Raw genomic sequence first — 14,800 nt, forward strand, 5'->3', positions numbered from 1 at the left:
TCGAGAGACCGCCCGACATGAAATCCTTCGCCCTGCGCAGCCTCGCTGCCCTGCTGTCGTTCGGCCTGGTGGCCGGCGCCAGCGCCCAAGGCACCGACTGGCCCGCCAAGCAGCCCCTCACGCTGATCGTGCCGTTCGGCCCCGGCTCCAGCCCCGACACCATGGCCCGCGCCGTGGCCGAGGAGGCCGGCAAGACCCTGCAGCAGACCATCGTGGTGCAGAACAAGCCCGGCGCCAGCGGCAACCTGGGCACCGACGCCATCGCCAAGGCCAAGCCCGACGGCTACACCTTCGGCGTCTCCATCACCGGCCCGCTGGTGAACAACACGGTCATCTACAAGAACCTGCCCTACCAACCCGCCACCGACCTGACGCCGCTCACGCTGGCCGTGCACCAGTACAACGTGCTCGTGGTGCCCGCCAATTCGCCCATCAAGTCGCTGCCCGACCTGGTGGCCGAGATGAAGAAACCCGGCGCCAAGCTGAACTTCCCCAGCACCGGCGCGGGCACCGTGTCGCACCTGGCGGTGGAGCTGCTGCTGGATCGCGTGGGCGGCAAGGCGCTGCACGTGCCCTACAAGTCCTCGCCCGACGCCGTCACCTCGCTGCTGAGCGGCGACACCACCTTCGCCGCCCTGCCCCCCGTGGCAGCCATGCCCATGGTGCAGGACGGCCGCCTGCGCGCCATCGCCGCCGTGTCCGCCAAGCGCTTGTCCTTCCTGCCGGACACCCCCACCATGGCCGAGCTGGGCTACCCCGGCGTGGAGGGCTCGGGCTGGATCGGCTTCGTGGCGCCCGCCGGTATTCCGGCCGACGTGAAGACCCGCCTCAACGCGGCCCTGACCCAGGCCCTCGCATCCCCGGCCGTGGGCCAGCGCCTCAAGACCATGCACATGGAACCAGCCCCGACCTCGCCCGAGGCCTTCGGCCAGTACATGGCCGAAGAGCTGCAGCGCTGGTCGCCGCTGATCAAGCGGCTGAACCTGGCGGAAAACTGATCTGCCGCGTCAGCAAAAAGGCCTGCCAGCGCAACACGCTGGCAGGCCTTTTTTGCGGGCGCCGCGCCGTCGTCAGGCGATGGCGCGCATGAAGGTTTCCATCTTCATCGCCGTCTCGCGGATCTCGCTGTCCGGATCGGAGCCAGCCACCGTGCCCGCGCCCGCGTAGAGGCGCAGGCGGCGGTCGCCGTCGTACTTGGCGCAGCGCAGCGTCAGCGCCCATTCGCCGTCGCCGCCCTCGCGCTGCCAGCCCACCAGGCCGGCGAAGTATTCGCGGTCGAACGGCTCCAGCGCCTGGATGTGCGCGAACGCCTGCGCCGTGGGAAAGCCGCAGATGGCCGGCGTGGGGTGCAGCGCGCAGGCCAGCTCCAGCGCCGATATGGCGGGATTCTTGAGGCGCCCGGTAATGAATGTGGACAGGTGCCAGAGCGCATCGGTGCCGATCACCGACGGGCCTTCGGGCACGTCCAGGTCGTCGCAGTGATCGCGCAGGATGCGCACGATGTCGCTCACCACGTAGCCGTGCTCGCGCAGATCCTTCTCGGAGACGGCCAGGCCCTCGCGGCGCGCCTGGTCCTCGGCCGGGTCGGCCACGCGCGGGATGGAGCCGGCCAGCGGGTTGATGAACACGCGGTCGCCCTCGCGGCGCACAAGCAGCTCGGGGCTGGCGCCCAGCATGACGGCGGCGGGCTTGTCAGCGGCCGCATCGCCTTCCCAGGCAGGCACGGCGAAGGTGTAGCCGTGCGCGTTGCGGCGCAGCAGGTCGCGCAGCACGTCGGCGTAGGCGATGGGCGCGTCCAGCTCCACGTCCATGGCGCGCGACAGCACGATCTTGCGCACATCGCCCTGCTCATACAAATCGAGCGCCTTGCGCACCATGTCGCCATAGACCTCCGGCGCGGGCACGGGCTGGCGCTGAAGCACGGCCGGCCGGCGCCCCGCCGGCGCGGCCATGCCGCGCGGCGGCACGGGTGCGGCCTGCAACTGCGGCGCGATGGTGAAGCTGGCCTTGCGCGCGGTGTCGAACGGCACCAGGCCGAACAGCACGGGCTGGGCGATGCCCGCCTCGCGTGCGCGGGCGAACAGCCGGCGGATGCCGTCGGCACTCACCGGCTCGTGGGCCCGCACGGCGCCCTGCACACCGTGCGAGCGCTGCTGCAGCGTGGGCGAGGCGAAGAACACCTCGCCGTGCGCCAGGCCGTCCACCATCCAGCCGCCGGCCGGTTGTTCCTGCGCCGTCATACGTTGAACAGGAATTGCCGCTGTAAGGGCATGATTTGATTGGCTTTCGTCTCTGCTCGACTCGCTTGGTGCCCCCTGCCATGCCCCCAAATCCATCGGATGCGGGTGAACAGTGGCGAACATGGGGGCTCCCTGCTCCGGGTCAGTCTAGCTGAAGTTGACCTCCTTGATCTCTGTTCGATCTTGGCGGTCAGTTGTTAAGCAAGGCCACATTCCACTTCGAGCGGAATTGGTCTGCCGCTACCGTTGCAGCCCCTTCCAGCCAGAAGACCTGTACAGCGCCCTCCTGGCTGCGGAGATAGCAAGCGGGCAAGGTCTTGATCTGGCGCACATTGCCTTTGTCCAATGCGAAGACCTCCGATTCTGCGTACTTCGCAGCACTGAAATCAATGCCATGCCTTCGCCCAAGCTCGGTAGCCAGTTGGCGATTCTGACCAGCGCAAGCGACATCCGGAGCCACGGTCAAGAGAGTCCAAAGCTTCTTGCCGTCTTCAGTGCGAAGCTGCGCGGTTTGATCTTTGTTCGTGACAGGCTCCAGGCTGTGGCCCCTCTCCTTGAAGGGGTCAATCTGGCTTCCGGAATAGGCGATTTGGGGCGTGTGAACTCTCCCGTCTTCCGGGGGCTTGAACATGTTGAGCACCTTCTGACGATTCGCCTCCCCAACGGATACTTTCTCAGCAGGCATCTCCTTCGATTCCTTCTCAAGGATGCTTCGCTCCAGCCTGTCCGCAATGCTGATCTTGGTGAAGTAGGAGAGGTCTAGCCGGGTTCGCTGCGCGTTGTCCCCTTCGATGGTGAACACCACTTCTTCCGATGAGGTCAAGATGGCGTAGCAGCCTTGGTGCGTCTTCCCGGCGTCATCCTTGAAAGACAGCGCCTTGATGATGTCTGGATTGAGTGCAGACTCGTCCGCGATGTCTTTTTTGATCGCGGCACGTTCGCAAGGCCCATCCAGCAGGGTCATGACGTTGCCTGCATCTGCATACTGATAAAGGGCCTTGGGCTCTTGCGGGCTGGCCGTGGCCTGAACGGGAACCGCTTGTACTTCGGCCTTGGAGGACTCTGGCGCATCTGTCAATTTGTGATAGGCGAGCACCCCCACATTGGAGATGACGAAGCCCCCCAGGATGATTCCAACCATCCAGTTTCCTATTTTCTTGACTTTGGCTTTTTCTTCAGGGGTCATGAGAGGTTGTGTAATTGGTGTTGAAGGATGTGACGTTTGTGCGCATGCATGGTGTCAAAAATGCCATGCACTGTCCAACCTGAATCGGGTTATCCCAAAACAGGTTTGGACACATCTACGGTCGAGCGCTACCCAAAAATGACTGCGTCGATCTTGCTGAAATCAAGGTATCGAGAGTGCAAGGCCTGTGCCGTCTCTTCGTCCCCGATGGCCTTGTATGCTGCTAGGCAAGCCTCCAAGGTCACGGCCTGGAAGCCGGAGACAGCAGGATCAGGACTGACGAGTTCTCGTTGATAAAGCTTGGCTGCACTCTCGCAGTGGTAGTTTTGCTTGGGGTAGATCAGGACGAACCGGCCCAACTCATAAAGCCCATTGCCCACCATGGCGCGACTGAGCATGTGCTCCCGCCATAGCTGCTGAAGCGGATTGCTCCGGAGTGGCTGGGATTCGGGCTCACGATAAATGCCAACGGCTCGGGACAGTTCGTCATAGCGTGGGCGCAGTGTTGCCAGGGGCTCGGCCATGGCCTCGGAATACTTCACTTCGATGGCAACAAAGCCTTGCTTGCCCTCGGGGGTGCGGCAGGTCACGAACACGTCAAAGGCTGTGTTATCCGCAGTGAAGGATGCATCCCCTCGCCCTGGCGAATGCTCGAAGTAGATGCCCTCCACCTCTGCAACGTAGTCGGGGAAAAGGTGCCGAAAGAACTTGTTACCCTTGTCAAGATTGAGCTTCAGATCACCGAACAGGTTGAAGCAGAGCGGCTGACTGGACAGCATGTTGGTCCATAGGCGCTCCTGCTCGATGACTGCGCCAATCTCTCGATAAACGGACTCACGGAAAGCCAGCTTGGCGATGGCCGGGGAGAGGAAGTTTGCCCCCAGCTTGGCATGGCCCGCTTCAATGCGGCTACCCAGCTTGCGAGGCTCTCCATTGGCTGGGGCGTGGGTGCCCATGGGGATGCCTCGCTCTGCCCGCCATAAGGCCTGCAAGAGTCTCGCTGCTGCTTTGAATCGGGTGTCTCCAGGCTCATGCACCATGTGTGCCTGGAGGATGTCTGGGGGAACTAGCGGAAGTCGGTCTTGATACATGAAATGCCCTTGGAAGGAGGAACGCTTGGTTCCTCAGATTCCAAGGAGGATCGACTTTGTTTAGCTGACATCAGCCATAAGGCGACGCCACCTAAGCACATTTAGGCATAACGTGTACTTTTCAAGTTCTGAAAGCCATATTGGCCTCCATTAACTTTTGAAGGAACACGTATGCGTAAGCACCATGACAACGAAACATTCCGAGCCAGAAGCCTTCTGGAAAGAGGCGATGGCGGATACAGACCAGGAGACCGCTATCCTAACCTATCCAAAGGCTCATTCTACGATGAAGTCTTCGCTGCAACTTTTGGGAGAAGCAAGAAGGAGCACGATGATGCTTTGGAGTATCAAGCGCGACAATTCGCCCGAGACTCTAGCAAATACTCCCTCACCTCAAAGAAGCTGAGGAGCGATAAAGTGCAAGCCCACAAAGAAGATGTAAGGCGCCTCTCAGGAGAACTGGAGTTCTCCATGGACAATAAATTCATACTACCCAGAGAGATCAGCGCAGAAGAGCTCATAGATGCTTACAGCGCCGTCGCCTTTATAAATGCAAAAGGGATCGCATTAAACACCCATATCACAATAAGCAGCGAGTTACTTGGAATAACCCCAAAGAATTCAAAAAAAGGGCTCTCACATCTTCATGACCAAATTCTCCACCATCTTAGGAATTGGTACAAACAAAGAGGCGTGAAATTCTTTTGGTTCTACGTCAATGAATATTCTGCAAAATCTGGATTTCACACCCATTTACTTACCCACATTCCGCCAGAACACTCAGAGGAGCTTACGACATATCTCGCCAAAAGAGCAAAAAAGATCAATTCCCTACCCCATTTCAATGAGCGCTCCGTTCAAGTAGATATAGATGACGGCATGGACCTTTTTAAGCAATGGTCATTGTTCCAGTACATCTGCAAAGGAATCAACCGAAATCATTGGATAGAAGACGCACATAGCGGCGAGAGAGTCTACTTGGAAGAACTGATCTGGGCTCACTATGAAAATCCGGGCAACTTCCATCACATAAAAAAGATGGCGTATTCTCAGAACGTCAACAAGGCTGCCCGGCAGCAGTCCAACTTCACATCGCTCTTGGAGCAAGGCATCACTGACAAGAACTGGCTCTACTCTCAGGGCAAGCCCACGCGAAGCTTGGCACTAGAGCAGAACGCAAGCCATGAATCTCATAATGTGAAAAATCCCCCTCTTGGCCCTAGCATCTTTGACTCAATCTTCGACACCCAGCCCCGAAAAACCGAAGATTTCAAACCAGACTGGAAAATAAATCCATTTGAAATCAACAAGTTGAAGAAGACCCCGCCGAAAAAATCACCCTAGGAGAGCGCTGCCGTAGCGTCCCTATGTAGAACGCCTGACAGGGTAACGGCCTTGGAGCTCTCGCAAGACGAGTTCCAAGCCTTGCAGACCCAGATAGGGGCGCTTGCCGGTTTCGTTGTCTACGGTGATAGTGCCAGTAGAAGGCCAGTAGTTGATGGGGCCGATCTTCAGTTGTGAAGGTGGGAGGTGTCTATAGTAAACACCTTTGGTATCCAACCAATCTGTTGCCTGGATCATTGATTCACGAGCCATCTCAGCTCTATTCAGAGCTAGCTTCATAGACATAGAAATTTCCTTTACATCACTATTGCCATCACTCACGCTCTCTCAGAGAGCATCCAATCCAACACCAAAGACAGATAGATAGAGGGAGAGGAATGCAGAGGGGAAAGCGGGGGGGGGGCTTTTTATGTAGCGTTTGACAAGGAAAACTTCTATCTTTTTGTAAAAATTTTTCTGAAAAACAAAAAAGCCGATCTAACGATCGGCTTTTCTATTCGGGTGCTGGCTTCAATGCTTCGTAGGTAGCTGTTCCATCCACTTTTGAGCTTCAGCCCTGGGGATCAAGGTTCGACTACCAAACTTCTTTGCCACGAGTCTACCTGCGTTCATCTCTGCATAAAGCTTGGTGCGACCAATGCTGGCCCACTTACAAAATTCATTGACAGTGAGCAACCCTCCAGCCTCGGCAAAATAATCAACAACTTTCATCATACAGCCTCACAGTGGTTTTGATGCTGTATATAAGTTCGTGGACTAAAGCCGTCTATCTCCGACTTCTTATTGTCGTGTAATCCAGCCTTTTTCAGACTTAACCATATCGAAGACCGTTTGAATCACGAATCCATCCCCTGCCTTGATGTCTTTTCCATTAACCTTCGTGAACTCTGGTGTCGCACTAAAGGACCAGAAATACTTGGAAACTGGCTCCGGGCAGTTGACCTTCCAAAACTCTTCTGTCCTGATCATGGCTTGACGACGCGGCTCCATGGCAGCGCGATATTCCTGAAGAGAATCATTGTTATGAAAGTTGTAATTTCCTGGGTCGACCTCTGGCAAATCTTGGCCCCAAATATCCTCTTTGGCAATATTTTTAACAAATTCCAATTTGTACTCAATTGCCATTTGATAGACCCGCCCTTGGTCTATTCCATTTGTTTTCTTGATGCTGACAGGTCGAAGCATCTTGCACGAAGACCATCCATCTATGAGCCCTGCCTCGACATCTTTGGCTTCTGGCACAGACGGTCCCAAACAACCGGACAACAAGGCCACAGCGGACAACACCAATCCGCCCAATACGGAATACTTCACTCACAACCTCCCGGATGAAAAATCTTGTCAAAGTTCTCGAATAAAGGCTCACAGGCCAGCTCTGTGCACAACTGAGCGGGATCAACCCCCAAGACCTTCGCTACGGCAATCAACTCTACGATGTCCAGGCGGCGTTCCCCGCGCTCATACTTCGAGACAAAGCTTTGCGGCTTGCCCAACTGAAGGGCAATATCCGTCTGGGTCAGGCCTTTGGCCTCTCGTAATTCAACTAAGCGTGCTCGCAAAATGCTGTAGCGAGACGCGTGCATGGGATTCGACATTCCGAGTACAGTCTAGCCTGAATTGGGTTATCCCAAAACGGGTTTCATAGCGTCTGCTGTCTTCTTTTTCCACTCGTCCAGCAGGTCGGCCCATCGCTGCATCATGGTGGCCCGATCCTTCAGGTAGTCCGCGTGGTTGTAGGTGCGGCGTACGACATTTGGCTCATCGTGGGCCAGTTGGCGTTCGATCCAATCTGGGGAGAAGCCCATCTCGTTAAGCCGTGTGCTGCCGGTGGTGCGTGTGGCATGCGGACTGAACTTGCCCGCCCAACCCAAGGCCTTCAGCATCTGCCGGAACGATGCTGTCACCATCGGTTTTCTCCTGTCGTCCCGGTGGGGGAAGAGATGGATTCGGTTGCCGGTGAGCGTGTGTAGGCTGCGCAGCAATGCAACGGCCTGGGCCGGTAAGGGGATCAGGTGTTCCTTGCGCTTCTTCATCCTCGGCGCGGGGATGCGCCATAACGCTTGATCCAAGTCGAACTCGCACCATTCGGCCTCGATCACTTCGGATGGGCGGGCCAGGGTCAACCACATGAGGAAGAACGCGGCCTGGATTTGGTAGTAGCCGCCATGGCCTTCTACCGCGTTCAGCAATGCTCCAACCTCCTCGAAAGATAAAGGCCGCTTGTGCTGGGTTTTGTTGGCAGGCAAGGCCTTGCGGACTGGATAGACCGGATCAACCTTGGCCCTGAGTGTGGAGACAGCAAACTCGAAGATGGCAGACATGGTGCGCTTCGCCTCGCACATCACGCTATTGCCGTTGTTTGCGTCCGCACGTCTCAAGATATCGAGCACATGCGCGGGTTCCACTTGGCGAACGGGTAGCGCCCCCACATGGGGGAAAACAACACGCTCCAGCATGTTCAACCGGCGTGACTTGGTGACTTCCTGCCAGTCCCGAAGTCCCACCCATTCGCGGGCGATGATCTCGAAGGTGTTGGAATGCTCCAACCCCAACTTGATGCGATCCAGGCGCTTTTGCTGTGCAGGATGCTTGCCCTGCTCTACCAACTTGCGGGCGGCCTCCATTGCCTCTCTCGCTTCACGAAGGGGCAGCTTCGGATAGCTCCCAAGGGCTACGCGGTTCTCTTTGCCAAGAAGGCGGTACTTCCAACGCCAGTGCTTGGCTCCGTTGGGTTTGACTTCCAGATAAAGCCCGTTGCCTGCAAAGAGTTTGTAGGGCTTGCTGGTGGGCTTGGCAGCGCGAAGGGCTGCATCACTGATACCGCGCCGGGTTGGACTTTTTGGAGCATGGGAAACGGCTGCATCGCCAGCATCCATGCGGGTTTCGAGGTGGTTTGGGGGCATGATTTCTCCTGGGGAGGGGGCATGCACCGTGCGTGCCCCCTGTCATGCCCCCATATATGGAAAATGCCCCCGAACGATCTAGTTCACCGGCGAACAACTTTCCCTATATCTATCAATGGGTTAGCCAACACCTTCGAACATTGGCGAACCCTGAAGAACAGCTCTTCCTGTTTAGACGTTGAACAGAAAGTTCATCACGTCGCCATCCTTGACGACGTATTCCTTGCCCTCGGCGCGCATCTTGCCCGCGTCCTTGGCGCCCTGCTCGCCCTTGTACTGGATGAAGTCGTCGAAGGCGATGGTCTGCGCGCGGATGAAGCCGCGCTCGAAGTCTCCATGGATCACGCCCGCGGCCTGGGGCGCGGTGTCGCCCTTGTGGATCGTCCAGGCGCGCACTTCCTTCACGCCGGCGGTGAAGTAGGTCTGCAGGCCCAGCAGGTCGTAGCCCGCGCGGATCAGGCGGTTCAGGCCGGGCTCGGCCAGGCCCATTTCCTCCAGGAACATGGCGCGGTCGTCGTCGCTCATCTCGGCCATTTCGGCCTCGATCTTGGCGCAGATGGCCACCACGGGCGCGTTCTGCGCGGCGGCGTAGTCCTTGAGCTTGTCGAGCAGCGGGTTGTTTTCGAACCCGTCCTCGGCCACGTTGCCCACGAACATGGCGGGCTTGGCGGTGATGAGGCAGAACTGCTTGAGCAGGGGCGCGTCTTCCTTGCTCACCTCGATGGTGCGCGCGGGCTTGCCTTCGTCGAGCGCGGCCTGGATGGGCGTGAGGAGCTGCACGAGCTTGGCCGCTTCCTTGTCGTTGCCGCTCTTGGCGGCCTTGCTGTAGCGGTTGAGGGCCTTCTCGACGGTGGCGAGGTCGGCCAGGCACAGCTCGGTCTGGATGACCTCGATGTCGGAGATCGGATCCACCTTGCCCGCGACGTGGATCACGTTCGGGTCCTCGAAGCAGCGCACCACATTGACGATGGCGTCCGTCTCGCGGATGTGCGCGAGGAACTGGTTGCCCAGGCCCTCGCCCTTGCTCGCGCCGGCCACCAGGCCCGCGATGTCCACGAACTCGACGATGGCGGGCACGGTGCGCTCGGGCTTGACGATTTCGGCCAACTGCGCCATGCGCGGGTCCGGCACTTCCACCACGCCAGTGTTGGGCTCGATGGTGCAGAAGGGATAGTTCTCGGCGGCAATGCCGGCCTTGGTGAGGGCGTTGAAGAGGGTGGACTTGCCCACGTTGGGCAGGCCCACGATGCCGCATTTCAGGCTCATGGCAGGGCTTTCAGGTGTTCGGGAGACAAACCCGCAATTCTATTCAGTCGAATTTGAGGTTGGCGGCCACGGGCTGGCCCACGCGCAGCAGCAGCCCCGCGCCCTCCCGCACGATGGCGTTCATGCCGAAGGTGATGCCGCCGTTCATGCGCGCGTCCTGCCGGTAGCCGCGCAGCGTGTCGCCCACCGCCGTGCCGCGCTGCGCCGTGGCGGGGTCGATGTCGGGGATGGGGCAGCGCGTGCAGGGCTTGACGTGCTGCAGCCATGCCTCGCCTCCGTCCGCGAGGATGTGCAGGCCGTCGATGCGGTCTTCGTCGTGCGCCTCCACACCGGCGATCACCAGGTTGGGCCGGAAGCGCTCCATGCCCACGGCCGCGTGGCCGCCGGCGGCGAGCCGCTCGTTGAGGCCGTCGAGCGACGCCTGGCTGGCCACCAGCACTGGAAAGCCGTCGGCGAACTGGTTGGGCGCCTCCACGCCGCCCGTCCACTTCAGGCTCGACAGGCGACGGTGGGCCGGATCGAAGCGCACCAGTCGGCAGGGCGTGCCAAGGAAGTCGGTGAACCACTGCGCCGCGACCGCGCCCATGTCCCAGGCGGGCACGGTGTCGTCCCACACGCGCACGGTGGCGGGCTGCTCCACGCGGTCCAGCGACAGGTGCAACGCCAGCATGCCGGGGGCGCGCAGCACCAGGTCGCTGCTGCGCAGCTCGGGGCGCACCAGCGCCATGCGCGGCCAGTCGCGCTGGGTGAGGAAGACGCCCTGCGGGTCCACCACCATCCAGGCACGGTCGAGGTTCAGGCCGGTGTCGGTCAGCAAGGCCTCGCGCACCTCGATGCCGGCGCAGGACTTGACGGGGTGGATGAACAGCCGGGCGATGGTGCCGGCCAGGTCGTGGTCAGGACGAAACACGGTGGGCTCTCCGCGGATGCAAAGGGCGCCGATTGTGCCCTCCTACAATCCCGCGCATGGCGCAGACTTTTGACGTATGTATCCGCGGCGCGGGCGTGGTGGGCCGCACCTTGGCACTCTTGCTGGCCGGGGGCCGCCTGCGCGTGGCGCTGGTGGCGCCGCCCGCGCGCCCGGCGCAGGAGGACGTGCGCGAAGACGTGCGTGCTTATGCGCTCAATGCCGCCTCGCGCGCGCTGCTGGAGTCCGTGCGCGGCTGGCCGGATGCGCAGCACGCCACGGCCGTGCGGCAGATGCAGGTGCAGGCCGACCAGGACGGCGCGGTGCATTTCGACGCCGCGCAGCAGGACAGCGACGCGCTCGCCTGGATCGTCGACGTGCCCGCGCTGGAGGCGCGCCTGGCCGAGGCCGTGCGCTACCAGCCGCTGGTGGAGGCGGTGGAGGCGCCCGTGGCCGCGCCGCTCACCGTGGTCTGCGAGGGCCGCGCCAGCCGCACGCGCGCGGAGTTCGGCGTGGAATTCGACGTGACGCCCTACGCCCAGCACGCCATCGCCACGCGCCTGGTGTGCGAGCAGCCCCACGGCCAGGCGGCGCGCCAGTGGTTCCTGGCCGACGGCGGCATCCTCGCTTTCCTGCCCCTGGAAGGCGCGCAGGGGAACTCCGTGGCCGTGGTGTGGTCAGTTCCCCAGGAGCGCGCCACCGAATGGCTGCACGCCGATGACGACACTTTCATCCACCACCTGCACGAAGCGAGCCGCGGCGCGCTGGGCACGTTGCGCATGAGCGCCCCGCGCGCCAGCTGGCCGCTGCAGCAGGCCCAGGCGCGCCACTGGTGCGGGCTGGTGCCCGGGCAGGCCCGGCAGGCCCGGCAGGCCTGGGCGCTGGCGGGCGATGCAGCGCACAACGTGCACCCGCTGGCCGGCCAGGGGCTGAACCTGGGCCTGGCCGACGCGCAGGCGCTGGCGCGCGTGCTGCATGCGCGCGAACCCTGGCGCGCCTTGAGCGACCCGCGCCCGCTGCGCCGCTACGAGCGCGAGCGCAAGGCGGCGCTGCTGCCCATGGGGCTGGTCATGGACAGCCTGCAGCAGCTCTTCACCCGCCGCGAGAGCGCCCTGGCCGCGCTGCGCAACTGGGGCATGAAGGGCTTCGAGCGCAGCGGACCGCTCAAGCACTGGGTGGCCCGCCAGGCCATGGGCGCGCGCTGACCGAACGAACACTCTCCGAATGAAGACCATGAAACTCCTCCCCACCCTGCTCGCCGCCGCGGCCCTCTCCACCAGCCTGGGCGCCAGCGCGCAGGACGCGGCGATCCGCAAGACCCTGGGCGAGCGCATCCCCCAGCTGCAGCAGATCGACGAAGTGCGCCCCACGCCGATGAAGGGCCTGTACGAGGTGCGCATCGGCACCGATTTGTTCTACACCGACGCCCAGGGCAACTACCTGATCCAGGGCGAGCTGATCGACACCAAGGCGCGGCGCAACCTCACCGAGGACCGCATCAACAAGCTGACGGCGGTGGACTTCAAGGCTTTGCCCCTGCAGGACGCGTTCACCGTGGTGCGCGGCGACGGCAGCCGCAAGCTGGCCGTGTTCGAGGACCCGAACTGCGGCTACTGCAAGCGCTTCGAGAAGGACATGCAGAACGTGGACAACGTGACCGTCTACATGTTCCTCTACCCCATCCTCAGTCCCGACTCGGCCGAGAAGTCGCGCAACATCTGGTGCGCCAAGGACCGGGTGGCCGCCTGGGACGACCACATGCTGCGCGACAAGGTGCCCGCCGCCGCGAGCTGCGACACCTCGGCGCTGCAGCGCAACCTGGCGTTCGGGCGCAAGCACAAGATCACCGGCACGCCCACGCTGATCTTCAGCGACGGCTCGCGCGTGCCCGGCGCCATCGGCGCGCAGGAAGTGGAGCGCCGCCTGACCGAAGTCGCCAGCAGCAAGTAGCCGGGCGGGCAGCGCGTGCCGCTCCTTATTCAGGAGCTGGTTGCGCTTTCACGCATTGAGTTTCAGATAGAAAACCCATTGAAACCCTTGCTAGCCAAGCGCAAGCAGCTCCTGAATCGATACCGCCATGGCGCCCATCCACTACCGCATCGACCCCGCGCAGCAGCACGCCCACCTCTACCGAGTCACCCTCACGGTGGCCCGGCCCGCCGCCGGGCAGGAGCTGTCGCTGCCCGTGTGGATCCCCGGCAGCTACCTGGTGCGCGAGTTCTCCAAGAACCTGCAGTCGCTGCGCGCCAGCCAGGGCGGCGCCGAGGTGGCGCTGGAGCAGCTGGACAAGCACCGCTGGCGCGCGCGCTGCCGCCCCGGCAAGCCGCTGGTGCTGGAGTACGAGGTGGCCGCCTACGACACCTCCGTGCGCACCGCGTGGCTGGACGCCACGCGCGGCTTCTTCAACGGCACCAGCCTGTGCCTGCGCGTGCACGGCCAGGAAGACCAGCCGCACGACGTGGAGGTGGTGCGCCCGCGCGCCATGGCCGGCTGGTCGCTGGCCACGGGCCTGCCCGCGCACCACACCGCGCGCTCGGGCTTCGGCACCTACCGCGCGCACGGCTATGACGAGCTGGTGGACTGCCCCGTGGAAATGGGCCCGTTCTGGAGCATCCGCTTCACCGCGCGCGGCGTGCCGCACCGGCTGGTGGTCGCGGGCGCGGCGCCCTCGTTCGACGGCAAGCGCCTGGTGCGCGACGTGCGGCGCATCTGCGAGGAGGCCATCGCCTTCTGGCACGGCGAAGGCCGCCCGCCGTTCGCCAGCTACGTGTTCCTGCTCAACGTGGTGCACGACGGCTACGGCGGGCTGGAGCACCGCAACTCCACCGCCCTCATCTGCGGCCGGCGCGACCTGCCGCGCGTGGGCCAGAGCGACAAGGAGCTGCAGGCGAGCGAAGGCTACACCCAGCTGCTGGGCCTCGTCAGCCACGAATACTTCCACACTTGGAACGTCAAGCGCCTGCGCCCGCAGGAATTCGCCCAGTACGACTACACGCGCGAGAACTACACCGAGCTGCTGTGGTTCTTCGAGGGCTTCACCAGCTACTACGACGACCTGCTGCTGCGCCGCGCCGGCCTGATCGACCACGCCACCTACCTGCGCCTGCTCGCCAAGACCACCAACCAGGTGCTGCAGACGCCCGGCCGCCATGTGCAAAGCGTGGCCCAGGCCAGCTTCGACGCCTGGGTCAAGTACTACCGCCAGGACGAGAACACGCCCAACGCCACGGTGAGCTACTACACCAAGGGCGCGCTGGTCGCCCTGTGCCTCGACCTCGCCCTGCGCCGCGAAGGCCGCACCACGCTCGACGCGGTGATGCGCGCCCTGTGGCAGCACACCGGCGCGGGCCCCATGGCCGAGGCCGACCTGCTCGCGCAGCTGCGCACGCTCTCAGGCCGCGACTGGTCCGCCGAGATCGCCCAGTGGGTGCACGGCACCGGCGAGCTGCCCCTGGCCGAGCTGCTGGCCGCCCACGGCCTGCGGCTGCAGGCCGACACCGCACAGCTCGCCCAGCGCCTGGGCCTGCGCGTGCAGGAAAGCGCCGGCCTGCAGATCAAGGCCGTGCTGCGCGGCGGCGCGGCCGAAGCCGCCGGCTTCATGGCCGGCGACGAATGGCTGGCCGTGGAAACCCCGGGCGAGGCCTGGCGCGTGCACAAGCTCGACGACGTGCCGCTCTACGCGGGCAACACCAGCCAAATCAACGCCCAGGTCACCGCCCTGGTGGCGCGCGACCGGCGCCTGCTGCGCCTGCCGCTCGCGCTGCCGGCGGCCGGCGCCACGGGCGACACGGTGCGCATCGACGTGTCCGACGCCAGCGTCGCCCAGCAATGGCTTGGGTATAGTCAGCCGGTTTGAACCACTA

The 14,800-nt window shown here is 62.4% G+C and carries 14 protein-coding genes; 5 read left to right on the plus strand and 9 right to left on the minus strand.

Translation table 11 applies throughout. The features are described from left to right. Positions 1-17 precede the first annotated feature (17 nt). Positions 18-998, plus strand: a complete 981-nt coding sequence (locus AVS7_RS17160; RefSeq protein WP_020230838.1) for a tripartite tricarboxylate transporter substrate binding protein — start codon at positions 18-20, stop codon at positions 996-998. 72 nt (positions 999-1,070) lie between these two features. Here AVS7_RS17160 and AVS7_RS17165 read toward each other — a convergent pair whose 3' ends face one another. The 3 genes from AVS7_RS17165 to AVS7_RS17175 form a co-directional block, all read right to left on the minus strand. After that, complete coding sequence (locus tag AVS7_RS17165) at positions 1,071-2,240, minus strand: isochorismate synthase (RefSeq protein WP_020230839.1); 1,170 nt, start codon at positions 2,238-2,240, stop codon at positions 1,071-1,073. A 190-nt stretch (positions 2,241-2,430) separates the two neighbouring features. After that, on the minus strand, positions 2,431-3,426 hold the full coding sequence (locus AVS7_RS17170; protein WP_034691819.1) for a hypothetical protein: 996 nt from the start codon (positions 3,424-3,426) through the stop codon (positions 2,431-2,433). 128 nt (positions 3,427-3,554) lie between these two features. Beyond that, the gene (locus AVS7_RS17175) at positions 3,555-4,517 is read right to left on the minus strand and encodes a hypothetical protein (protein WP_034691822.1); all 963 of its coding nucleotides are present in this window, start codon (positions 4,515-4,517) and stop codon (positions 3,555-3,557) included. 171 nt (positions 4,518-4,688) lie between these two features. On the opposite strand from AVS7_RS17175, the gene AVS7_RS24530 reads away from it, so the two are divergent. After that, complete coding sequence (locus AVS7_RS24530; RefSeq protein WP_024001740.1) at positions 4,689-5,861, plus strand: hypothetical protein; 1,173 nt, start codon at positions 4,689-4,691, stop codon at positions 5,859-5,861. A 510-nt stretch (positions 5,862-6,371) separates the two neighbouring features. Here AVS7_RS24530 and AVS7_RS23970 read toward each other — a convergent pair. The 6 genes from AVS7_RS23970 to AVS7_RS17195 all read right to left on the minus strand — a co-directional run bounded on the left by AVS7_RS23970 (position 6,372) and on the right by AVS7_RS17195 (position 10,940). After that, positions 6,372-6,572: a helix-turn-helix domain-containing protein gene (locus AVS7_RS23970; RefSeq protein WP_082176589.1), complete on the minus strand. Its 201-nt coding sequence runs from the start codon at positions 6,570-6,572 to the stop codon at positions 6,372-6,374. 69 nt (positions 6,573-6,641) lie between these two features. After that, the gene (locus tag AVS7_RS24535; protein WP_144425133.1) at positions 6,642-7,175 is read right to left on the minus strand and encodes a hypothetical protein; all 534 of its coding nucleotides are present in this window, start codon (positions 7,173-7,175) and stop codon (positions 6,642-6,644) included. After that, a complete protein-coding gene (locus tag AVS7_RS17180) occupies positions 7,172-7,444 on the minus strand; it encodes a helix-turn-helix domain-containing protein (RefSeq protein ID WP_020230842.1) in 273 nt (90 codons plus the stop codon). The genes AVS7_RS24535 and AVS7_RS17180 overlap by 4 nt, the downstream gene beginning before the upstream one ends. A 39-nt stretch (positions 7,445-7,483) precedes the next feature. Further along, positions 7,484-8,764 carry a tyrosine-type recombinase/integrase gene (locus tag AVS7_RS17185; RefSeq protein ID WP_024001745.1) on the minus strand — a complete coding sequence of 427 codons (1,281 nt, stop codon included), beginning with the start codon at positions 8,762-8,764 and terminating at the stop codon, positions 7,484-7,486. A gap of 171 nt (positions 8,765-8,935) precedes the next feature. Next, on the minus strand, positions 8,936-10,030 hold the full coding sequence (gene ychF / locus AVS7_RS17190) for a redox-regulated ATPase YchF (RefSeq protein WP_020230844.1): 1,095 nt from the start codon (positions 10,028-10,030) through the stop codon (positions 8,936-8,938). Positions 10,031-10,073: 43 nt separating this feature from the next. Then, a complete protein-coding gene (locus tag AVS7_RS17195; RefSeq protein ID WP_020230845.1) occupies positions 10,074-10,940 on the minus strand; it encodes an MOSC domain-containing protein in 867 nt (288 codons plus the stop codon). A gap of 56 nt (positions 10,941-10,996) precedes the next feature. Between AVS7_RS17195 and AVS7_RS17200 the strand changes: the two genes are divergently transcribed. The 3 genes from AVS7_RS17200 to AVS7_RS17210 all read left to right on the plus strand — a co-directional run bounded on the left by AVS7_RS17200 (position 10,997) and on the right by AVS7_RS17210 (position 14,793). Then, complete coding sequence (locus tag AVS7_RS17200; RefSeq protein ID WP_020230846.1) at positions 10,997-12,142, plus strand: FAD-dependent monooxygenase; 1,146 nt, start codon at positions 10,997-10,999, stop codon at positions 12,140-12,142. Between the two features lie 28 nt (positions 12,143-12,170). Next, positions 12,171-12,887, plus strand: a complete 717-nt coding sequence (locus tag AVS7_RS17205; RefSeq protein WP_020230847.1) for a DsbC family protein — start codon at positions 12,171-12,173, stop codon at positions 12,885-12,887. Between the two features lie 127 nt (positions 12,888-13,014). Further along, positions 13,015-14,793 (plus strand): M61 family metallopeptidase, encoded by a 1,779-nt coding sequence (locus AVS7_RS17210; protein WP_020230848.1) that lies wholly within the window; start codon positions 13,015-13,017, stop codon positions 14,791-14,793. The last annotated feature ends 7 nt before the right edge of the window (positions 14,794-14,800 follow it).

The sequence above is a fragment of the Acidovorax sp. MR-S7 genome (assembly GCF_000400995.2).
Taxonomy (GTDB): domain Bacteria; phylum Pseudomonadota; class Gammaproteobacteria; order Burkholderiales; family Burkholderiaceae_C; genus MR-S7.